General features: G+C 59.8%; 21 protein-coding genes and 1 pseudogene. 11 read left to right on the top strand and 11 right to left on the bottom strand.

Annotation, left to right across the window (positions count from 1 at the left end; translation table 11 throughout):
• Positions 1-183: hypothetical protein (locus ACEW8Q_RS08540; protein ID WP_373503626.1), on the top strand; the 183-nt coding region annotated here is incomplete at its 5' end.
• Between the two features lie 371 nt (positions 184-554).
• Here ACEW8Q_RS08540 and ACEW8Q_RS08535 read toward each other — a convergent pair.
• The gene (locus tag ACEW8Q_RS08535; protein ID WP_373503625.1) at positions 555-1,481 is read right to left on the bottom strand and encodes a LysR family transcriptional regulator; all 927 of its coding nucleotides are present in this window, start codon (positions 1,479-1,481) and stop codon (positions 555-557) included.
• Positions 1,482-1,572: 91 nt separating this feature from the next.
• On the opposite strand from ACEW8Q_RS08535, the gene speB reads away from it, so the two are divergent.
• The 10 genes from speB to arsJ all read left to right on the top strand — a co-directional run bounded on the left by speB (position 1,573) and on the right by arsJ (position 11,127).
• Positions 1,573-2,532 (top strand): agmatinase, encoded by a 960-nt coding sequence (gene speB, locus ACEW8Q_RS08530; RefSeq protein WP_373503624.1) that lies wholly within the window; start codon positions 1,573-1,575, stop codon positions 2,530-2,532.
• Positions 2,533-2,545: 13 nt separating this feature from the next.
• Positions 2,546-3,517 carry an ABC transporter substrate-binding protein gene (locus ACEW8Q_RS08525; RefSeq protein WP_373503623.1) on the top strand — a complete coding sequence of 324 codons (972 nt, stop codon included), beginning with the start codon at positions 2,546-2,548 and terminating at the stop codon, positions 3,515-3,517.
• Between the two features lie 14 nt (positions 3,518-3,531).
• Positions 3,532-4,332, top strand: a complete 801-nt coding sequence (locus tag ACEW8Q_RS08520; RefSeq protein WP_373503622.1) for an ABC transporter permease — start codon at positions 3,532-3,534, stop codon at positions 4,330-4,332.
• A gap of 6 nt (positions 4,333-4,338) precedes the next feature.
• The gene (locus tag ACEW8Q_RS08515) at positions 4,339-5,124 is read left to right on the top strand and encodes an ABC transporter ATP-binding protein (RefSeq protein WP_373503621.1); all 786 of its coding nucleotides are present in this window, start codon (positions 4,339-4,341) and stop codon (positions 5,122-5,124) included.
• Positions 5,125-5,155: 31 nt separating this feature from the next.
• The gene (locus ACEW8Q_RS08510; protein ID WP_373503620.1) at positions 5,156-6,775 is read left to right on the top strand and encodes a GMC family oxidoreductase; all 1,620 of its coding nucleotides are present in this window, start codon (positions 5,156-5,158) and stop codon (positions 6,773-6,775) included.
• A gap of 151 nt (positions 6,776-6,926) precedes the next feature.
• Entirely contained in the window at positions 6,927-7,283 is a 357-nt protein-coding gene (locus ACEW8Q_RS08505; protein ID WP_373503629.1) for an ArsR/SmtB family transcription factor, read from the top strand.
• Positions 7,276-7,770 carry an arsenate reductase ArsC gene (locus ACEW8Q_RS08500; protein ID WP_373503619.1) on the top strand — a complete coding sequence of 165 codons (495 nt, stop codon included), beginning with the start codon at positions 7,276-7,278 and terminating at the stop codon, positions 7,768-7,770. Before ACEW8Q_RS08505 ends, ACEW8Q_RS08500 begins: the two co-directional genes overlap by 8 nt.
• 13 nt (positions 7,771-7,783) lie before the next feature.
• Entirely contained in the window at positions 7,784-8,827 is a 1,044-nt protein-coding gene (arsB, locus tag ACEW8Q_RS08495) for an ACR3 family arsenite efflux transporter (RefSeq protein ID WP_373503618.1), read from the top strand.
• Between the two features lie 27 nt (positions 8,828-8,854).
• Positions 8,855-9,898: an ArsJ-associated glyceraldehyde-3-phosphate dehydrogenase gene (locus tag ACEW8Q_RS08490; protein WP_373503617.1), complete on the top strand. Its 1,044-nt coding sequence runs from the start codon at positions 8,855-8,857 to the stop codon at positions 9,896-9,898.
• Positions 9,898-11,127, top strand: a complete 1,230-nt coding sequence (gene arsJ / locus ACEW8Q_RS08485; RefSeq protein WP_373503616.1) for an organoarsenical effux MFS transporter ArsJ — start codon at positions 9,898-9,900, stop codon at positions 11,125-11,127. The genes ACEW8Q_RS08490 and arsJ overlap by 1 nt, the downstream gene beginning before the upstream one ends.
• A 232-nt stretch (positions 11,128-11,359) precedes the next feature.
• Here arsJ and ACEW8Q_RS08480 read toward each other — a convergent pair whose 3' ends face one another.
• The 10 genes and pseudogenes from ACEW8Q_RS08480 to ACEW8Q_RS08435 all read right to left on the bottom strand — a co-directional run.
• The gene (locus tag ACEW8Q_RS08480) at positions 11,360-12,646 is read right to left on the bottom strand and encodes a hypothetical protein (protein WP_373503615.1); all 1,287 of its coding nucleotides are present in this window, start codon (positions 12,644-12,646) and stop codon (positions 11,360-11,362) included.
• Positions 12,647-12,674: 28 nt separating this feature from the next.
• Positions 12,675-13,583 (bottom strand): cation diffusion facilitator family transporter, encoded by a 909-nt coding sequence (locus tag ACEW8Q_RS08475; RefSeq protein WP_373503614.1) that lies wholly within the window; start codon positions 13,581-13,583, stop codon positions 12,675-12,677.
• A gap of 45 nt (positions 13,584-13,628) precedes the next feature.
• Positions 13,629-13,862 carry a thioredoxin family protein gene (locus tag ACEW8Q_RS08470; protein WP_373503613.1) on the bottom strand — a complete coding sequence of 78 codons (234 nt, stop codon included), beginning with the start codon at positions 13,860-13,862 and terminating at the stop codon, positions 13,629-13,631.
• 15 nt (positions 13,863-13,877) lie between these two features.
• Positions 13,878-14,945 carry a permease gene (locus ACEW8Q_RS08465; RefSeq protein WP_373503612.1) on the bottom strand — a complete coding sequence of 356 codons (1,068 nt, stop codon included), beginning with the start codon at positions 14,943-14,945 and terminating at the stop codon, positions 13,878-13,880.
• Positions 14,942-15,250 (bottom strand): ArsR/SmtB family transcription factor, encoded by a 309-nt coding sequence (locus ACEW8Q_RS08460; RefSeq protein WP_373503611.1) that lies wholly within the window; start codon positions 15,248-15,250, stop codon positions 14,942-14,944. The genes ACEW8Q_RS08465 and ACEW8Q_RS08460 overlap by 4 nt, the downstream gene beginning before the upstream one ends.
• A 132-nt stretch (positions 15,251-15,382) precedes the next feature.
• Positions 15,383-16,588: an MFS transporter gene (locus ACEW8Q_RS08455; RefSeq protein WP_373503628.1), complete on the bottom strand. Its 1,206-nt coding sequence runs from the start codon at positions 16,586-16,588 to the stop codon at positions 15,383-15,385.
• On the bottom strand, positions 16,585-17,997 hold the full coding sequence (locus tag ACEW8Q_RS08450) for an NAD(P)-binding domain-containing protein (protein ID WP_373503610.1): 1,413 nt from the start codon (positions 17,995-17,997) through the stop codon (positions 16,585-16,587). Before ACEW8Q_RS08450 ends, ACEW8Q_RS08455 begins: the two co-directional genes overlap by 4 nt.
• A 55-nt stretch (positions 17,998-18,052) precedes the next feature.
• Positions 18,053-18,367 carry an ArsR/SmtB family transcription factor gene (locus ACEW8Q_RS08445; protein WP_373503627.1) on the bottom strand — a complete coding sequence of 105 codons (315 nt, stop codon included), beginning with the start codon at positions 18,365-18,367 and terminating at the stop codon, positions 18,053-18,055.
• A 59-nt stretch (positions 18,368-18,426) separates the two neighbouring features.
• Entirely contained in the window at positions 18,427-19,227 is an 801-nt protein-coding gene (locus tag ACEW8Q_RS08440) for a sulfite exporter TauE/SafE family protein (RefSeq protein WP_373503609.1), read from the bottom strand.
• A 56-nt stretch (positions 19,228-19,283) separates the two neighbouring features.
• Positions 19,284-19,467, bottom strand: a pseudogene (locus ACEW8Q_RS08435) (GTP 3',8-cyclase MoaA); the annotation flags it as partial.

Genomic DNA, 19,467 nt, shown 5'->3' with positions numbered 1-19,467 from the left:
ACTGGCAAGCGCCTCGATAGACGTGGTAGCTTTCTTCATGGTGTTGCTCTCCATTCAGGATTGAACACCCCGAGCCTACGGCTCGAGGAGAGCAACGCCAACCTCACTCCAATTTTCTACATTGAGCGGGACATCCCCGCGAGCCTGTGCCAAAAGCACTTTGATGCAGTTTCCCGTTATTGACAAGACGACGTTAAGAGACCGCAATCACGCGGCATTTGCGGTCCGCGATCGGACCCAGAGAAGAGATTGACATCGAACCGGGGATGTTACAGGGAGCCATCTGAGCGAAGTGAGAAACAATCCAGAAGCGGCGGCATGACCATGAAACAGAGCTATCATGATCCAGCCACTCCATCTCGAAGAACATGGATTCATGTTCCGCCTGAAGACTATGGCGGCTCATCACAAGGGCGAAATGATGACTACCACCGATCATTCGAGCTTTCATAATGACAGTTCATGAGGCTTTCTGCACCTGAACTTCGGATGAGAAACACTGCCAGCTTTCGAAATTCAAGGAAGCAATTCGCTTCGCTCAGTCAACGTCAGAATCAGAGTGCACTTGCATTCTTTCCCAACTCCTCCTGCAGACAGCGAGAAAGAAGCATAGTAGCTCGATTCCTTTCGTCCTTGCGGAGCACCAAACTGAACGTGTCGTTATAGGAGAGTTCGTGGTCCAACAGGCTTGTCATTTCGAGCCTCTCGACAAACGGCTGAGCGAAGTGAACAGGCAGATAGCCGAGGTAGCGGCCCGACTTGATTAGAATTGCGATCGCCTCCATGTGAGAGGTCATGGCGCGATGGTCAAAACCGCTGTCGCGGTCATTGTTCAATCCTTGCATGTAGGTGCGGCCGACGTAGGGCTGCTTGCGCACAGCGGCCAGGCTCAACTCTCCAGCAATGTCATAGAGGGGATGGTTCTTTCCACAATAGAGCCGTTGCTCCTCATCGTAGAGCGGTATCGAAACAACTGAAGGGTGCGGATCCGCTGTTGGAGTGAGTATCACTGAGTAGCGTCCATCCAGCAGCCGCTGAAGCAAGTCCTGGGGGGATGCGATCTCCACATGCAGCATGACCTTGGGCGCCAGTCCGCTGAACTTCGCAATTGCGCGATCCAGGGGCGCCTCGTCATTCGTATGCATTGCGTCCACAGTCCCAAGATGAACCGTGCCTGCCAATTCCCCCCTTACGGACCCAACGATGCTGGCGAAATTCTCGACAGACCGCAGCAGGCTCTCTCCGGCTTCATGAATTCTGACTCCGTCTGCGGTCAGCGAAAAACCACGCCGTCCGCGCTCGCACAGCCTGACGCCGAAACGTGTCTCGAGATGCGTGATGTGATTGCTGATCGTTCCGGGCGTCAGCCCCAACTCGTCCTGAGCGGCGGCGAACCCCTCGTGGCGCACCACCGCCTGGAATATCCGCAGCAGCCGGAGGTCGGTCGGGGAGAATGTGATGTTGGCGGGCTTGCGCGTCATACAATGATAAATATCATAGTGTCGCATGAAACATAGTTATTTTTCATAGGTATTTGCCGCCTCTAACCTGCCCTCACAAGGAGACGCGCGCATGTCCGCTCACGGTTACGAGTCTGGCCGCCTCAATCTGCCGTTCGTGGGGATCTCCACGTTCGGCAAATCGCCGCTCTGCCTGGACTGGGACAGCATCAAAGCGGATGTGGCTGTCGTCGGCGCTCCCTTCGATTTCGGCACGCAATGGCGGGCGGGCGCTCGCTTTGGGCCCCGGGCCATCCGCGAGGCCTCCACGCTGTTCTCCTTCGGCCATGCCGGCGCCTACGACCACGAAGACGATGTCACTTATCTCGCTGACATCTCGATGGTGGACATCGGTGACGCCGACATCGTGCACACCGATACGGTCAGCAGCCACGCCAACATCGAACATGCAGTGCGGAAGATTCTCGCGGCAGGTGCCCTCCCCGTGGTGCTGGGCGGTGACCACTCGGTGAACATCCCCTGTGTCGCCGCTTTCAGCGACCAGAACCCGATCCATATGGTGCAGATCGACGCGCATCTGGATTTCGTCGACGTTCGCCACGGCGTCCGCTTCGGCCATGGCAACCCCATGCGGCGCGCGGCAGAGAAGGACCATGTCACCGGACTGACGCAGGTCGGCATACGCAATGTGTCGTCGACCGCCCGCGAGGGTTACGAGGCGGCCCGCCAGATGGGGTCGGACATCCTCTCGGTGCGCCAGTTCCGGAAGCTCGGCGTCGAGAACGTCCTCGAGCGCATCCCCGCAGGCAAGCGCTACTACGTCACCATCGATATCGACGGCTTCGATCCGTCGATCGCACCCGGTACCGGCACGCCGAGCCACGGCGGCTTCCTCTATTATGAGATTCTGGAACTGCTCGCAGGCCTGACCAAGCGTGGCGACGTCGTGGGCATGGACCTCGTCGAGGTCGCGCCCGACTACGACCACACCGGCACGACGGCAATTCTTGCCGCGCAGGTCCTGCTCAATTTCATCGGCCGCATCATGCATCAACGCAAACAAAAGCCGTAACGGAGGAAACCCCATGTTGAAGAAACTGTTTGGACTGGCTGCCGCGACATCACTCCTGGCGCTGGCCACCACGGCTGATGCCGGTGAACTGAAGCTCGGACATTCGACCTGGGTGGGCTACGGACCCTTCTACATCGCCCGTGACAAGGGCTTCTTCAAGGAAGAAGGCGTGGACGTCGAACTTGTCATCATGGAAGACACGCCGATCAAGATGGGAGCCCTCATGGCGGGCCAGCTTGACCTTGTGGCCTCCACCGTCGATGAATTCCCCATCTACATGAAGCCCGGCATCGGGCTGCACTACATTCTGGCCGTCGACAATTCAAAGGGCGGCGACGGCATCGTCGCAAACAAGGACATCACCAGCGTCGAGGGGCTGAAAGGCAAGAAAGTGGCCTTCGAGCAAGGCTCGGTATCGCAGTTCTTCCTCAACGCCCTCCTCAAGGATGCCGGCATGTCGCAAGCCGACATCGAGCCCGTCAACATGGCGGCAACCGATGCGGGCGTGGCGTTTGCAGCAAAGCAGGTGGACGCCGCCGTCACCTGGGAGCCGGCGCTGAGCCAGGGCGCCAAGGCCGAGCACGGCCACATTCTGCTGACCAGTGGCGACAAGCCGGGCCTGATCACCGATGTCGTTGCCGTCACCACTGACACGATCGCGGCGAAGAAGGATGACCTCGCGGGCTTCGTGCGCGGCTGGAACAAGGCACTCGACTTCATCAAGACCAATCCGGACGAGGCCAACGCCATCATGGCCCAGGGCGTGGGCGGCTGGCTCAGCGATCCGGCAGTCTTCGCCGAGACGCTTGCGGGCATCGAGTATCTCGACAAGGACAAGAACATCGCCTTCTTTGGGACTCCGGAAGCGCCCGGCCCGATCTACAAGACACTCGGGACCGCCATCGACATCTGGAAGGGCTTCGACCGCATCCAGGTGGACGTGAAGCCCGAAGACATCGTCGACAACAGCTTCCTCGTCAAATGACACCGGCTGTGGCGATGACCAGCTCACTGGACCGCATCCTGACACCGCGGAGGGAAATCTCCGCGGCCCTTGGCAACGGCGCTGGGATTGCCGTTGCCGGGGCCATCGTTCTCGGCTGGTGCATCGCCACCTATGGCGGGCTTGTCGATACGACATTCTGCCCGCCACCCCATCAGGTCGTTGCCGCCTTCTGGAAGACGCTGATGGACGGGTCGCTCCTGAAGAACGCGTGGTCGAGCCTGGTCGTCATCAACGTCGGGTTCGTCCTGTCATCCATCATTGCCATCCCTCTGGGCATCATGATGGGAAGCTTCCGCATCGTGCAGGCAGCGCTTGAGCCCGTCGTGAACTTCATGCGCTATCTGCCCGTCACGTCGATGCTCCCGTTGCTCATCCTGTGGATCGGCATCGGCATCGAGGAGAAGATCGCCGTCATCTTCCTCGGCACCTTCTTCCAGCAGATTGTCATGTTCTCCGATGTCTCGGCGCAGGTCCCGAAGGAACTGTTCAACGCCGCGTATACGCTGGGAGCAAAGAAGCGCCAGATCGTGTTCCGCGTCCTGCTTCCGGCCACGCTCCCCGGCGTCATCGACACGTTGCGCGTCACCATGGGCTGGGCCTGGACCTATCTTGTCGTTGCCGAACTCGTCGCGTCGAGTTCAGGCCTCGGTTACATGAGCATGCAGGCCATGCGCGGCCTCCATGCCGATCTCATTTTCGTCGCCATTCTCGTCATCGGCTTCCTCGGGCTCGTCACGGACCAGATCTTCAAGTGGATCAAACTCGTGGCCCTCCCCTGGGCACGGCAGAGGTAGACCACCATGGGCACTGTCACCGTTGAAGGTATCGATCTCCGCTTTCCCACCAGCAGTGGCGCCGATGTCATCGCACTGAACAATCTGTCGATGACCATTCCGGACAAGCAGTTCGCGGTCATCGTCGGCCCTTCGGGCTGCGGCAAGTCCAGCCTGCTGGACATCATCGCAGGCCTCAAGGATCCGAGCGGCGGGGTGTGCCGGCTTGACGGCAAGCCGATCAGCTGCCCCGGCCGGGAACGCGGCATGGTGTTCCAGAACTATTCGCTGTTTCCATGGCTGACGGTGTTGAAAAATGTCGAGTTCGGCCTCTCGCTGCAAGGCATGCCGCAGAAGCAAACCACCGAGCGTGCACGGCACTATGTCAATGCAGTCGGCCTTTCGAGCTTCGAGAACGCCTACGCGAACCAGCTTTCGGGTGGCATGAAGCAGCGCGTGGCGATTGCCCGCTCATTGGCCAACAATCCTGAAGTCCTGCTCATGGATGAGCCCTTCGGCGCGCTGGACAGCCAGACCCGCGTGGTGATGCAGCAGCTTCTTCTCGGAATTTGGGAGAAGGAGCACAAGACCGTTCTGTTCGTCACGCACGACATCGACGAAGCGCTCTATCTGGGCGAGAAGGTCTATGTGATGTCGGCCCGGCCGGGCCGCATCATCGACACCATTCCCGTCAACTTCCCGCATCCACGCAGTTACGAACTGTCAACCGAACCGGCTTTCGTGGAACTCAAACGCCGCATACAGCACAGCCTGCACGCCGAGGTGCACAAGGCCCTTTCGACAGCAGCCTGAACATCAATCTTTCCAGGAATCGGGTGGACCCATGTCTTCCAGAGCGGACTCTCAATTTGACTATGTGATCGTCGGCGGCGGCTCCGCAGGCTGTGTCCTTGCCGCGCGGCTGAGCGAAGCGCCGGAGAACAAGGTCCTGCTGCTCGAAGCAGGCCCGCGCGACTGGCATCCGATGATCCATATGCCCACCGGCGAAATCTTCATGGTGGGCAGCAGCGTCGACTGGCAGTTCCGGTCTGAACCGGAGCAGCAACTAGGCGGCTATCAGGTGCCGTTGCCGCGCGGCCGGGTTCTCGGCGGCAGTTCCTCGATCAACGGTCAGGTCTATTGCCGGGGCCACCACCGTGACTACGATGAGTGGCGCCAGCTCGGCAACGCGGGCTGGGACTGGGACAGCGTCAAGCCCTACTTCGTGAAGGCCGAGAACTGGAAAGGCCAGCGCGATGATCTGCGGGGGTCAGAGGGCCCGCTCAAGACCACCTTCGGCCGTTACAAGATGGAGTTGTTCGACGCCTTCATCGAGGCCGGAAAGCAGGCCGGCTACCCTTACAACCCCGACTACAACGGCAAGGAGCAGGAAGGCTTCGTCTATACGCAATATACGCATACGCACCGTTTCCCGATGCGCTGCTCGGCGGCCCGCGCCTATCTGTGGCCAGCCATGAGGCGCAAGAACCTGACGGTCTGGACCGGAGCCCGCGCGCTCCGCCTGCTCTTTGATGGCAAGCGTGCAACGGGAGTAGAGGTCGAGCACGGCGGCAGCAGGGTAACGGTTCTGGCGGACCGGGAGGTCTTGCTTTCGGCGGGCGCCTATCATTCTCCACATCTGCTGATGCTGTCCGGCATTGGCGATCCAACCGAGCTTCGGGCGCATGGCATAGAATGCCGTCACGCCCTGCCCGGCGTCGGCAAGAACCTGCAGGATCATGTGGGTTCCTATGTCCAGCACAAATGCCTCAAGCCCGTAACTTACTATAACTTGAAGCATCCCCTGAAACTGGCTGGCGCTATCGCCAGCTATTTCCTGGCTGGACGTGGCCCCCTATCGGTGTTTCCGATGAATGCGATGGCATTCCTCAAGAGCGACCCCGCCCTGGAACGTCCGGACATCCAGTATTATCTCGTGCCCAATGCCATGAACCCCAATGGCTCTGAGAGCTATTTTCCGAGTTATCACGGCTACAACATCCATTGGTGCGGCTTACGCCCGGAATCGCGTGGGCATGTGAGCTTGAAGTCTGCCAAGCCGGGCGATCTTCCACGGGTCACACACAACTATCTGTCGACCGAAGGCGACCGCAGGCTGAACCGCTACGCCTTCCGCCTCGCACGGGAACTGCATGCACAGTCTGCTTTCGACGGCCTGCGCGGCGCGGAACTGGATCCGGGCAACACTTGCAAGACCGACAGCGACATCGATGCCTTCATGTCGAAATTCGTATCATCGCATTATCATCCGGTTGGCACCTGCAAGATGGGCCAGGACGACGACGCAGTCGTCGATGAGAGCCTGAAGGTCCATGGGCTGCAAAATCTCCGGGTGGTGGATGCCTCGATCATGCCGAGGCTGGTCGGGGCCAACACCAACGCTCCCACGATCATGATTGGCGAAAAGGCATCGGACATGATCCTCAGTAGCGGAGCATCTTAACAACAGGCGTGCCAGTTATGGATCGCCTTCCATTCGAACTCGGACCAGTCTTGAGGTAATCCCCCCGCTTTTGGAGGGGATTACCGCTTCATTCCACATGATCCAGAACCGTCACTTTACTGTCATACAAGACGTCGATAATTCTCGACATATGAAAAACGATTCTGCCATTGAGGCGCTGTCCGCTCTCGCACAGCCCACACGCCTGGACGCTTTCCGCATGCTGGTAAAGCAGGAGCCAAGCGGTCTTCCCGCGGGCGAAATTGCGCGGCGGCTGGATGTGCCGCACAATACCATGTCCACCCATCTCGCGATCCTCAATCGCGCAGGATTGATCTCTGTCGAAAGGCACGGCCGCAGCCTGATCTACCGGGTCGAACTCGATGCGGTCCGGCAACTCGTGATGTTCCTCCTCAAGGACTGCTGCAACGGGCAGCCTGAACTCTGCGCGCCTCTCCTCAAAGACATCTCGAAGTCTTGCACAACAACCGGAGCCTGCTGTGACTGAACCTTCTTATACCGTGCTTTTCCTCTGCACCGGCAATTCCGCGCGTTCGATTTTCGGAGAAGCAATTCTCAACCGCGAAGGAGGTAGCCGATTCAGGGCCTTCAGCGCCGGGAGCCAACCAAGCGGCAGGGTGCACCCTTACGCCGTAGACTTGCTTCGGCGGCTCAATCACCCCGTGGAAGGTTTACGTTCCAAGAATTGGAACGAATTCGCTTCGACCAGCTCTCCCAGTCTCGATTTCGTTTTCACGGTCTGCGATGATGCTGCGAGGGAAGTCTGCCCCATCTGGCCAGGCCAGCCGATGAGCGCACACTGGAGTGTGCCTGATCCTGTAACTGTCGAGGGAACCGAAGCGGAACGCCGCCTTGCCTATGCCGAAGCCTACCGGATGCTCAAGAACCGGATCGCCGCCTTCACAAGCCTCCCTGTCGCCTCCCTTGACCGGTTGAGCCTCAAGAACAAGCTCGACGAGATCGGCAAGAGCTGACTGGATTTCCCCTATGTCCCTCTTCGAACGCTACCTTACCGTCTGGGTCTTCCTCTGCATCATTGCGGGGATCGTGCTGGGCCAGGCGATGCCGGACGTCTTCGGCGCCATCAGCGCCATGGAAGTGGCGAAGGTGAACATTCCCGTCGCGGTGCTGATCTGGCTGATGATCATACCGATGCTGGTGAAGATCGACTTCAGCGCTCTGGGCCAGGTGACGAAGCATTGGCGCGGCATCGGCATCACGCTGGCGGTCAACTGGGCGATCAAGCCGTTCACCATGGCGATGCTGGGCTGGTTCTTCATCGGCTGGCTGTTCCGGCCCCTTCTGCCAGAGGTGCAGATCGAGAGCTACATCGCTGGGCTGATCCTGCTCGGCGCGGCGCCCTGCACGGCCATGGTCTTCGTGTGGAGCAATCTCACGAAGGGCGAGCCGCATTTCACGCTGAGCCAGGTGGCGCTGAACGATGCGGTGATGGTGGTGGCCTTTGCGCCCATCGTGGCGCTGCTCCTGGGACTCTCCGCCATCACCATCCCGTGGGAGACGCTGCTGCTCTCGGTCGCGCTCTACATCGTCGTTCCGGTGATCATCTCGCAGGTCATCCGCCGCAGCCTCGTGGCGTCGGGCGGGCTCGAGGGCTTCCTGAACGCCATTGCGCCTGTGTCCCTCTTGGCCCTGCTGGCGACGCTTGTCCTGCTCTTTGCCTTCCAGGGCGAGCAGATCATCGCGCAGCCCCTTGTCATCGCGCTGCTGGCGGTTCCCATCGCCATCCAGACCTATGCCATCTTCGGGATCGGCTATCTCTGGAACCGATACGCAGGCGAGGCACATTGCATCGGCTCTCCATCCGCCTTGATCGGTGCGAGCAATTTCTTTGAACTCGCCGTTGCCGCCGCCATCAGCCTGTTCGGGCTCAACTCGGGCGCGGCCCTCGCAACTGTAGTCGGCGTCCTGATCGAGGTGCCCGTCATGCTGTCGCTGGTCAGGATCGTGAACGGCTCGAAGGACTGGTATGAACGGGGCCTCAAGGCTCGGCCAACTCTGCAGTCACACTGAAGTCTGAACGGAACAGGAGCCTTAACGATGCGCGTCGGAATCAATGGCATGGGCCGTATCGGCCGGCTGGCACTGAGGGCAGCCCTTGGCGCTGCTGAACGCGGCCATGATGATCCGCGCAATGGCAACCGCCTCGAGATCGTGCATGTGAACGAGATCAAGGGAGGTGCCGCAACATCGGCCCATCTTCTCGAATTCGACTCGGTCCAAGGCCGCTGGCGCGCGCCGATTGCAGCGGTTGGCGAAGACACCATCCGCATCGGTGACCGGAAGATCGGCTTCTCCGCCCATCCGACCGTTGCCGAAATCCCCTGGGGCGATCTCGGTATTGACGTGGTGCTTGAATGCACCGGCAAGTTCCTCAACCATGCAACGCTCGATGGCCACCTGAAGCGCGGCGCGAAGCGGGTGATCGTGGCAGCCCCGGTGAAGGAGCCCGATGTTCTCAATGTCGTCGTCGGGATCAATCATCATCTCTATGACCCGGCGAAGCACCCGATCGTCACCGCCGCGTCCTGCACCACCAATTGCCTCGCCCCCGTGGTGAAGGTCGTTCACGAGAACCTGGGCATCCGCCATGGCCAGATCACCACGATCCATGACCCGACCAACACCAACATGGTGGTCGATGCGCCGCACAAGGATCTTCGCCGTGCCCGCTCCGCCATGTTGTCGCTGCAGCCGACGACCACGGGAAGCGCGACGGCCATCGCGCTGATCTATCCCGAACTCAAGGGCAAGCTCGATGGTCATGCCGTGCGGGCACCCGTGCTCAATGCCTCGCTCACCGACTGCGTGTTCGAACTGAAGCGCGAGACGACGAAGGAAGAGGTCAACGCGCTCTTCATGGCAGCTGCATCTGGCGATCTTGCGGGCATTCTCGGCTTCGAGCCGCGCCCCCTCGTCTCCGCTGACTATGCCCGCGACACCCGCTCCTCGATCATCGACGGCCTGTCGACGCTCGTCACCGACGGAACGCTGCTCAAGGTCTATGCCTGGTATGACAACGAGATGGGCTATTCATGCCGGATGGTGGATCTCGCCTGCCACATGCAGCAGGTGGGCATCTGATGACACCGGGCACCCGCAACTACGCCATCGTGACGGCCGCCTACTGGGGCTTCACCCTGACCGACGGCGCGTTGCGCATGCTGGTGCTGCTGCATTTTTTCCATCTGGGCTATTCGCCCTTCGTGCTGTCCTTCCTCTTCCTGCTCTATGAGGCAGCGGGAATCGCCGCCAACTTCATCGGCGGCTGGCTGGCGACGCGCTTCGGCATCACCCGCATGCTGACGGTGGGGCTCTCGACCCAGATCATCGGCTTCCTCATCCTCTCCGCACTCTCTCCGGACTGGGCCGCGGCCCTCTCGGTGGCCTGGGTGGTGGCGGCACAAGGGATCTGCGGCGTGGCCAAGGACCTGACCAAGACGGCGTCCAAGTCGGCGATCAAGGTGGCCGAGAAGGAAGCCCGCGCCGAGGATGCGGAGGGCCGTCTGTTCCGCTGGGTCGCGTGGTTCACCGGTTCCAAGAATGCCATGAAGGGCTTCGGCTTCTTCCTCGGCGGCGTGCTGCTCCAGGTCCTCGGCTTCGGCCTGTCGCTGTGGGTCATGGCCGCTGCCCTTGGCCTCATCCTGCTGGGCGTCGTGCTGTCGCTGCCGCCGATGATGGGGAAAGCCAAGGCCAGTTCCTCGGCCAAGGAACTGTTCGGCAAGAGCAAGGGCGTCAATCTTCTGGCGGCGGCCCGCATCGCGCTGTTCGGCGCGCGTGACGTGTGGTTCGTCGTCGGCGTGCCGGTGTTCCTCTATGCCAATGGCTGGACCTTCACCATGGTTGGCGGGTTCATGGCCGTGTGGACGATCTTCTATGGCCTGGTGCAGGCCTCCGCACCCGCCGTGATCCGCCGCAGCCCCGATGGCCTGTCGCGGGAAGTGCCCGCAGCGCGTCTGTGGTCGGCCGTGCTGGCGTTGGTGCCGGCCTTGATCATCGCCGCCCTCGGTCTCGACAGCGGCATCAGTCCTGACATCATCCTCGTTGCCGGCCTTGGCTTGTTCGGCGCGGCCTTCGCCATCAATTCCTCCGTTCACTCCTACCTCATCCTCGCCTATGCGGGCTCGGAGAAGGCGGCCGAGGACGTCGGCTTCTATTATGCGGCAAACGCCGCTGGCCGCTTCGGCGGCACACTTCTGTCCGGGCTTCTCTATCAGTGGGGTGGCATCACAACCTGCCTCACAGGCTCCGCCCTCATGCTGGCGGCATGCTTCCTCACAACGTTGTTCCTGCCGCTGGAAAGGGACTCTTAGTCAAGCGGCTACCAAAGCTTGGCACCGGCCAGATCAGCTTCGCTGACGATGAGTGTCTCGTACTTGACAGTTTCGCAATGAAGCACCCAGCGCATCGGGCTGTCGATCTCGCTTGACAGCTCAATCACCTTGTAAACGTGTCCTGCGTGCATCCCGTCAGCTTCTTGTAGCGGGTATTGATCATGGTTGCCTTCTCCTGTGTTGAACTCAAAGTGATCGAGCCATCAGATGTTCAATCAATGGCGAACACTGGGGCGAAGCCACCGCCAGGTGTGCGGAAATTCGTTGCCTGGCCCTGATAGAGCCGTGCGGCTGCCAGCATGGTGCGCCCGGCATAGGAATAGAGCCGCACATCGATTTTTCGCGCAGCCTCGGCCCCGTCGATCCGCATCATTCTTTGACCGGGCGGAGCGAACTCTTGCGCCACATATTCGCCCTGCACGATGTCCTCGAACACTCCACGCGTCACCTTGTCGCCGCGATAGACCGCCTTGCTGCCATGGCCGCGTGCGGGTTTGAAGAACAGGTGTTTGCGCTGCCGCCACAGCTCATCCGAATTTTCCGCACTCACCATCCTGGTGCGGGGAATACCTTTCAGCACTTCCCGTATGCTGGATGGCACGCCCAGCCTCTCCAGTGCTTCTGGATCGGAGAGCAGGACCAGGTTCCGCTTGTCGGCCAGCAACGCATGGTTACGCGGGTTCGGTGTGAAAGCCGCAGCACCTGACTCATAGGCAAGCCGCAACGCCTCATGTTCCGGCTGCTCGAACGCAAAATCCACCAGCCTGTTATAGACGAGGTCGACGGGCTTGCCGTCCAGCATGAGTGTGTCATCAGCAAAGCTGAACTGTTCCGGTGCAGCAATGGCCGCATCATATCCTGCATTCGCCAGCATCGCACGCGCCAGGATGAATTCCGGATAGAGATACTGTGTCTCTGGCTCATCATCGACAATTGCAATCCGGTTCAAGGGCCGGCTTGCATTCTGCAGTTTCCACTCCTCCTCGAGCATCGAGTCCACATCCGCGTTGAAGCTGCCACCCCATCGAAGGCTCGGCGGATGCTCCATCTCTCTACAGCAAGCGAATTGCGCCTTCGCCAGCAAGGCGTTGAGAAAGGCTCCGCCTGCATTCGTATTCACCTCGATGAGTTTCGGTCCATCGTCTGCCAGGTGGAAGTCATATCCCATGAAGGCTCCCGCAGGACCATGATCAATTCTTGCGATCTCGGGCGCCCACGACAAGACCTGTTCCTGATAGGCCGGCAACTGGCTGACAGCGTGTATTGCTGTGACGATGCCCTGCATCGCATCGATGCTGCTCGTGGGCAGAAACACCGGAACATTGGAAAACAGGTTGCTCCGGGGCGCAACATGCGTGCGGCAGAACTCCGGATCACCAGCCTCTTGCTCCAGCGCGGCACACAACGCCTTGCGGTCAAGGGTGAGGCAAAGGCAACTCTGGTTCAACCTGTCGGCGGCTGGATTGACGTCTTGCTCCCGAACCGGAGAAGCCTCCATGTCAAAACTCCTCGGTAACGTGCGTTGTTCAAACCGTGTTGGCCGGCGCCAGCCTGCAAATGTTTCCGTCACCGGTTTCCACTTGCAACGTGACATGGGCGATGCCGAAATGATGTTCGAGTTCCTCGGCCGTTTCTTCCAGAAATCCGTCACCCGGATGACCTCCCGGCATCACGAGATGCGCGGTCATGGCGATCTTCGTGGTGCTGAGCGACCAGATATGAACGTCATGAAAGGAACTGACGCCTCTCCTTTGTCCTAGCCAGGCCTCAACTGCCTTCCGGTCTACCGAGTGCGGCACACCGTCGAGTGACAAGCCGAGTGCGGTCTTCAGCAAACCGAATGAACTCCAGCCAATCACCAGGCTGACGAGAATTGCGGCCAGTGGATCAAGCCACGCCCATCCCGTTATCAGCATTCCAAAAGCAGCAAGCACGACGCCAGCAGATACGGCGGCATCTGCTGCCATGTGAAGGAATGCTCCCTCGGCATTTAGGTCATGCTGGCGCTCCTTCCGGAAGAGCAGTGCCGTTCCGGCGTTAACGGCAATGCCGATCAGGGCGACAACTAGAACCGGCGCCGCCTGTATCGTCACGGGCTCGGAGAACCGCTGCACCGCCTCCCAAACCACGGCGCCAACACCAACAAGTATTGCCGCGGCATTTGCCAAGGCCGCCATGATGGTAGAACGGCCCAGACCATAGGTGAACAACTCCGAAGGGGGCCTCCTCGACATGACGGCCGCACCCCACGCAATCAGCAGGCCGGCAACGTCGGTCAGATTATGAGCAGCATCCGCAAGTAGCGCCAGCGAACCGATTGCGAAGCCGGAGATCGTTTCCACAAGCACATAAGCCACATTGAGGATGACGGCCCATTTGAAGGCAATTCCGATGTCGCCGTTGACAGGAGCAGCGTGCGTATGGTCGTGGGCCATCACGTCAGCCTTCTTCAAGGGAATGATGTGACTGGAAGATATGCCTCACAAGAACCACTGCTCGACTTTCGACTGTGCAGGCACGCCACCTGCGTGAACGACCTTGCCATCGATGACGACGCCAGGCGTCGAGACAATGCCGTATGTCGTGATCTGTTGAATATCCTCCACCTTTTCCAGTGAGATGGCGACGCCCTTGGCCTTTGCCACACGGTCTATCAGTGCGATGGTGTTCCGGCAGTTTGCACAACCGGATCCGAGCACCTTGATGTCCTTCATCTGATCGTTCCTTCCTTATGTGAACAGGGCATTGAACAGAAAACCGATTGCGAGAATGCCAAAGGCAACCACGCTGACGAACACAATGATAAGCTTCACGCTCAGCACCTTCCGCAGAATGATCATTTCGGGCAGCGAGAGCGCGATGACGGACATCATGAAGGCCAGAACGGTGCCCAGGGCGGCGCCCTTGCCAAGCAGAGCCTCGACAACCGGAATGATCCCTGCGGCATTCGAATACATCGGGATACCAAGGAGAACCGCAGCCGGGACTGACCACCAGGCATCGCGTCCCATGATGGTCGCCAGCAGGTCAGCCGGGACATAACCATGAATGAAAGCGCCAGCCGCAATCCCTGCGATGATCCACATCCAGACTTTGCTCACGATCTCCCGGACTGCCTCGATGCCCGCCTTGATACGATCCACTATCGTGATCTGATCTGGTTGATAATCAGAGGCTGAAGACCTCACGTTGCGCACCCACTCTTGCAGCCATCCCTCAAGATGCAGCCGGCCAATCACCCAGCCCGAGATGATGGCGACGCCGAGGCCAAAGCCCAGATAGGTGAGAGCGACCTTCCAGCCCAACAGCGCGAACAGCAGGCCGAGCGCCACCTCATTGATCATAGGCGCCGCAATGAGGAAAGAGAAGGTCACGCCGAGCGGCACGCCGGCCGAGACGAAACCGACGAACAATGGCACGGCAGAACAGGAACAGTATGGCGTGAAGATACCGAGCGTTGCTGCTGCAATGTTGCCGAACCCCTCCCGGCGCCCCGCCAGAAGGGCACGGGTGCGTTCTGGCGAAAAGAAACTGCGGACGACACCCATGGCAAAGACCACGAGCGTCAGCAGCATCAGAACCTTGGGCGTATCATAGACGAAGAACTTGATCGCCTCCTCAAGGTGGCTGCCACGCACCAGCGGCAGAAGCGACACGAACCACTCGGAGAATGGAACGAGCTGACCATAAATCGCATACCAGACGACGACAAAAGCCACCGTCCCGGCGATCCAGAATACTGTGGAGTCGGTCCACGCTGGCTTGGGGTGAAGTTCGAAGGACGTGTCACTGCTCATGCTGCATGTCTTTCCGCCTGTGAAGCGTGATCCGGCAAAGCAGCCAGGACCGCATCGACAATGGCAACGACTTGTTCCGGCAAGTCCGGCTTGCGCCGATAGCGAACCCATTGGGCATCACGCCGGTCGGACACAAGGCCCGCTGACTTCAAGACACCCATATGGCGCGACATGCGGGACTGGGTAACACCCAAGGTTCGCATGAATTCGCAAACACAGTGCTCCTGTCCATCCCAGACCAACTGGAGAGCACGCAGCCGCGTAGGTTCCGAAAGCGTCGTCATAAGAGAAATGAGGTTGTCCATGTGCATATCCGTTTAGGCGCATACTGTTCCTCGCCGCTCTCTCAGTCCTTGATTGAGATCAATCCATTGAACCTGCCGGGGCAACCGACACGTGATGCTCCCGAATTCAGTTCTCTCAACGGCATTCCGTCATCAAAACCCGCGATGTCGCGATAGCCACGCCGCCAGTCCGAACGACAGCGCCGAAACTGTGGCGGTGGCCAGGAGCACGAATTCCAATGCCTCATAGCCACCGCTCCACTGCCACAGCAGTGCTGCAAAGAAGGGAGATGCGGCCTGGACGATCTGTGCCGGCATGGCGAGGAGTCCTTGAAGGGCGCCGTATTCCTGAATGCGCAGGAACTCCGGAGCAGCTGTCGCCTGCACGATGGTCTTGATGCCCATCCCAGCACCGAACAGGATGGGGAAGGCGAGAAACCACGTCGACATTGGCGAAACACTGACCAGCACCAGCATGGCCAGCACTGGCAAGGCTGTCGCAAATACACCGGCAGCGCCTGTGGGGATGAACCTGTCGATAGCGAACATCCCAAGGCGGCCAGTCACTTGTGAAGGCCCAATGAGCGCGTAAAGACCCACGGCGGCTGCGGCACTCATCCCGTATGCGCCAAGGAGTGGCAGAAGGTTGAACAGAAGTGACGTATAGAAGAAGGCAAAGCAAACATAGCTGACGAGAAGCAGCCAGAAGACGGGTTGCCGCCGCACCAGTCGGAACACAGATGGCCGAACGCCGGACTTCACTTGAACGCGGCTGTCTGCGTTCTCGCCCAACATGACAAGAGGAATGGCTGCGCACACTGCAACTTCGATCAATGCGAGAACGAGCAAGGCATCCCTCCATCCCAATTGGCCGACGAGCCAGTGCGTGAGCGGAATGAAGGCCGTGCTGGCGAAGCCTCCCAACAGCGTGATGACCGTGATTGCGCGGCGATAATTTCCCGGCGCCAGCCGCGCGGCTACGGCAAAGGCTGCTTCGTAAAGCGCCATGGCCGATGCAACGCCAATCAAGACGGAGACGACATAGAGCTGCCAGAGGCTTGTCACCTGCGACCAGAGCACGACCGCCACGGCCCCCAGAAGGGCGCCCATGAGCATCACGCCGCGCCCTCCAGCGCGATCGATGTGACGGCCCACGGTATAGGCCGAGAGACCACTAACGAGGAGGCCCAGCGACTGGGCACCGTGTATCTGCGGCTTGGTCCACCCCGTCTCGGCACCCATCGGTTCAACGATGACGGCAAAAGCGTAGTAGAGCACACCCCATGCGACGAGCTGCGATACGGACAGCCCGATGATGCGCGGCCAAGGTATTGGCTGGGCCGCCGGGATCGCTGTCATCCGCAACACGCGATCGTATTGCTCCTCACAACGTTTGCTGGTTGGGGAAAGCAGCATCCCGGTGCCGTCTTGATATGCGGTTTCTCGCAGCAAGCCTCGGCTTCTTCCGCTGCCGAGCCGCCGCAACAGACGCCGCCGCCAGGCGCCACCTGTTCCAGTGTAGCGCTGCACACGCCGGTCTCGGGCAGCACGAGCCGCACGTCATCTGCGGCCACATGATTGCCGCCAAGATGAGCAGCGATGGATCTCACCTGCTCGTAACCGGTCAGCAGCAGGAAAGTCGGGGCACGGCCATAGCTTTTGACACCGGCGACGAAATAACCGGGCTCGGCATGGGCAAGCTCACGCCAGCCGTGAGGCGGAACAGTGCCGCAGGAATGAAAGTTGGGATCAATCAGCGGGCCCAACGCGCGCGTGCTTTCCACAGCGGGATGCAGATCGAGCTGCAGCTCGCGCGCAAAAGAGAAGTCAGGACGCTGGCCTGTGGCAACGATGATGCGGTCGAAGGGCCCGACAGTGCTCGGTTCGCCTTTCATGAGTCCTGACAGAACAATCCCATGCGATGTCTGCCTCGCGTCATTTGCCGCAAAGGACATCACGATGTTGAGGCGGCCCGCGTCCGTCAGAGCTTTGAGGCGGCGGCCCAGCGCACCACGAGCGGGAAGCTGGTCGGCTTCACCGCCACCAAACACAGTTGCAAGCGAATTGCCGCGAATGACCCACGTCATGGATGTGCCCGGTTCATGTTCAGCCAAGAGCGCAAGATCCAGCAGAGCGTTGGCTGCCGAATGTCCGCCGCCGATCACCGCCACGCGCTTGCCAGCATACTGCGCCCGATCGGCGCCGCCGATATCCGGAATGCCATAGCGGATGACGCTCGCCAGTTCTCTTTCGCCCTCAGCCGGCCAGCCGTTGGCGCCAAATGGGTTGGGGTTCTGCCATGTGCCGGATGTATCGATCACCGCACGCGCCAGCATCCTCCGCCGCTCGCCCTTGCCATTCTCGATGGTGATTTCGAATGGGCGGCCGTCGCGCTGCTTCGATGAAAGCCTGTCGAGACCTTGCCGGACGACCTGCACGACTCTGGAATCGGTCTCGATGGTGCTGGAGAGTTCCGGCGTGGCCGCCAATGGTTCCAGATAGTCGCGCACAAGGTCTTGGCCTGTGGGAAGCTGGTCTTCGGGAACGCCCTCCCAGCCAGCTCGCGCCAGCAGCTCGCGTGCGCCTTCGTCGACGCATTGGCTCCAGACAGAGAACAGCTTGACGTGCCCCCAGTCCCGGAGGTTGTGGCCAACTGATTGCCCTGCCTCCAGCAGCTTTACGGAAACTCCACGCAAGACAAGGTGAGAGGCAGCGGCAAGACCAATAGGTCCTCCACCAATCACAGCGACAGGAAGTGATTCAGTCATCGCGTTTCCTTTCGTATTTCTCGTTTTATCGAATTAATGCGCGCAAAAAAATCCATTACGCTGCATTGGAGCGGCACGATTTCGTTTGCTCCACGCAGCATTCCTCGGTGAGATAGCCTACGAGGCCCTTCATGGTGGCGTAGTTTGCGCGGCAAATAAGCGTGGTCGCCTGCCGTTCTTGCGTCACCAATCCGACCTGGATCATCTTCTGCAGATGATGCGACAGCGTCGAGGCAGCTGTGCCCAGCCTGTTCTGCAGTTGGCCAACAGGTATGCCCTCCTCGCCCACTTTCACCAACGTGCGGTAGATCTTCAGCCGCGTGGGATTTCCTAGGGCTTCAAGCTGTGCTGCTGCATCATCGAGTGTCATGCGGCAGGAAATAAATCTGCCTGCTTCAGTTGTCAATCCATATTTCCAGAATTATAGTATTACGAGAACCCTCCACGAGCATGTCTTGCAACCTTCCAGGCGGAGATCAAAAGAATCACAGAGAGGCTTGGAAGCAGAAAGCGGGCGTCCACAACATGCAGAAGCTGCGCACCGAGGAAGGCGCCAAGCAAAGAGCCTGACGCCATGCTGAGGCAGAAGCTCCATTGCGACTTGAGAACCTTGAAGCTGTCGTCCCGACTGTAGCGCAAGAAGCCCGTAATCATGGTCGGAAGGCTCACCACCAGTGACAGGCTTCCGGCGAGTTTCACGTCGATCCCATAGAGCAGCACCAGTGTGGGGATGAGCAACTCGCCGCCGGCAACGCCCATGAGCGAGGAGACGACGCCGATCCCAAAACCGGCAATCACGCCTGCAAGCAGCAGCGGGATGCCTTGGAGAGCAGGATGCCCGAGCGACCCGACGCCATGCCCAACAAGAAGCACAGCAGCCATGGCGATGAGCAGGACCGAAATGATGATATAGAAGGTCGATGTTTTCAGCCGCAGCGCCCAGGAAGCCCCGGACCAGGCACCTAACAGACTTCCGGCGAGAAGATTCACAATCACAGGCCAGTGTTCCAGTATCGCTGACAAAGGAATAATGCCTGTCCGGAACGGGAGCGACGAAGCCACCACAACCAAGCTCATTGCCTTGTTGAGGATCACGGCGATCAGTGGGCCAAAACCAAAGAAACCGATGAGGATGGGCAGCCGGAATTCAGCCCCGCCAAGGCCGATCAGACCTCCAAGGGTGCCAACAACAGCGCCAGCACAGAACGCATAGAAAAGTCTGGGAGACAAGTCGCGAGACTCACAACAATGAAGAGCCCGGATGCTACCATGAGCCCAGTTACTTTTCAGCCGCCTGTAACGCTCATGTGGCGGGCGACGGCAGGCTTGTTGTGGCGGCGGTCGATGATGAAGTCGTGGCCCTTGGGCTTGCGGCCGATGGCCTCGTCTATGGCGGCATTCAGCAGTTCATTGCCCTCGGAGGCCCGGAGCGGCGCCCGCAGGTCGGCAGCGTCTTCCTGGCCCAAACAC

Source organism: Aestuariivirga sp. (assembly GCF_041738905.1).
Classification (GTDB): domain Bacteria; phylum Pseudomonadota; class Alphaproteobacteria; order Rhizobiales; family Aestuariivirgaceae; genus Aestuariivirga.
The sequence above is the reverse complement of the archived record's forward strand: the minus strand, read 5'-3'. Positions and strand labels throughout refer to the sequence as shown.

Bases quoted from the DNA above. Each gene is read 5' to 3' on its own strand.
- ACEW8Q_RS08535 (WP_373503625.1), bottom strand. From the start codon at position 1,481: ATGACGCGCAAGCCCGCCAACATCACATTCTCCCCGACCGACCTCCGG.
- speB (WP_373503624.1), top strand. From the start codon at position 1,573: ATGTCCGCTCACGGTTACGAGTCTGGCCGCCTCAATCTGCCGTTCGTG.
- ACEW8Q_RS08525 (WP_373503623.1), top strand. From the start codon at position 2,546: ATGTTGAAGAAACTGTTTGGACTGGCTGCCGCGACATCACTCCTGGCG.
- ACEW8Q_RS08520 (WP_373503622.1), top strand. From the start codon at position 3,532: ATGACCAGCTCACTGGACCGCATCCTGACACCGCGGAGGGAAATCTCC.
- ACEW8Q_RS08515 (WP_373503621.1), top strand. From the start codon at position 4,339: ATGGGCACTGTCACCGTTGAAGGTATCGATCTCCGCTTTCCCACCAGC.
- ACEW8Q_RS08510 (WP_373503620.1), top strand. From the start codon at position 5,156: ATGTCTTCCAGAGCGGACTCTCAATTTGACTATGTGATCGTCGGCGGC.
- ACEW8Q_RS08505 (WP_373503629.1), top strand. From the start codon at position 6,927: ATGAAAAACGATTCTGCCATTGAGGCGCTGTCCGCTCTCGCACAGCCC.
- arsB (WP_373503618.1), top strand. From the start codon at position 7,784: ATGTCCCTCTTCGAACGCTACCTTACCGTCTGGGTCTTCCTCTGCATC.
- ACEW8Q_RS08490 (WP_373503617.1), top strand. From the start codon at position 8,855: ATGCGCGTCGGAATCAATGGCATGGGCCGTATCGGCCGGCTGGCACTG.
- arsJ (WP_373503616.1), top strand. From the start codon at position 9,898: ATGACACCGGGCACCCGCAACTACGCCATCGTGACGGCCGCCTACTGG.
- ACEW8Q_RS08480 (WP_373503615.1), bottom strand. From the start codon at position 12,646: ATGGAGGCTTCTCCGGTTCGGGAGCAAGACGTCAATCCAGCCGCCGAC.
- ACEW8Q_RS08475 (WP_373503614.1), bottom strand. From the start codon at position 13,583: ATGGCCCACGACCATACGCACGCTGCTCCTGTCAACGGCGACATCGGA.
- ACEW8Q_RS08470 (WP_373503613.1), bottom strand. From the start codon at position 13,862: ATGAAGGACATCAAGGTGCTCGGATCCGGTTGTGCAAACTGCCGGAAC.
- ACEW8Q_RS08465 (WP_373503612.1), bottom strand. From the start codon at position 14,945: ATGAGCAGTGACACGTCCTTCGAACTTCACCCCAAGCCAGCGTGGACC.
- ACEW8Q_RS08460 (WP_373503611.1), bottom strand. From the start codon at position 15,250: ATGGACAACCTCATTTCTCTTATGACGACGCTTTCGGAACCTACGCGG.
- ACEW8Q_RS08455 (WP_373503628.1), bottom strand. From the start codon at position 16,588: ATGACAGCGATCCCGGCGGCCCAGCCAATACCTTGGCCGCGCATCATC.
- ACEW8Q_RS08450 (WP_373503610.1), bottom strand. From the start codon at position 17,997: ATGACTGAATCACTTCCTGTCGCTGTGATTGGTGGAGGACCTATTGGT.
- ACEW8Q_RS08445 (WP_373503627.1), bottom strand. From the start codon at position 18,367: ATGACACTCGATGATGCAGCAGCACAGCTTGAAGCCCTAGGAAATCCC.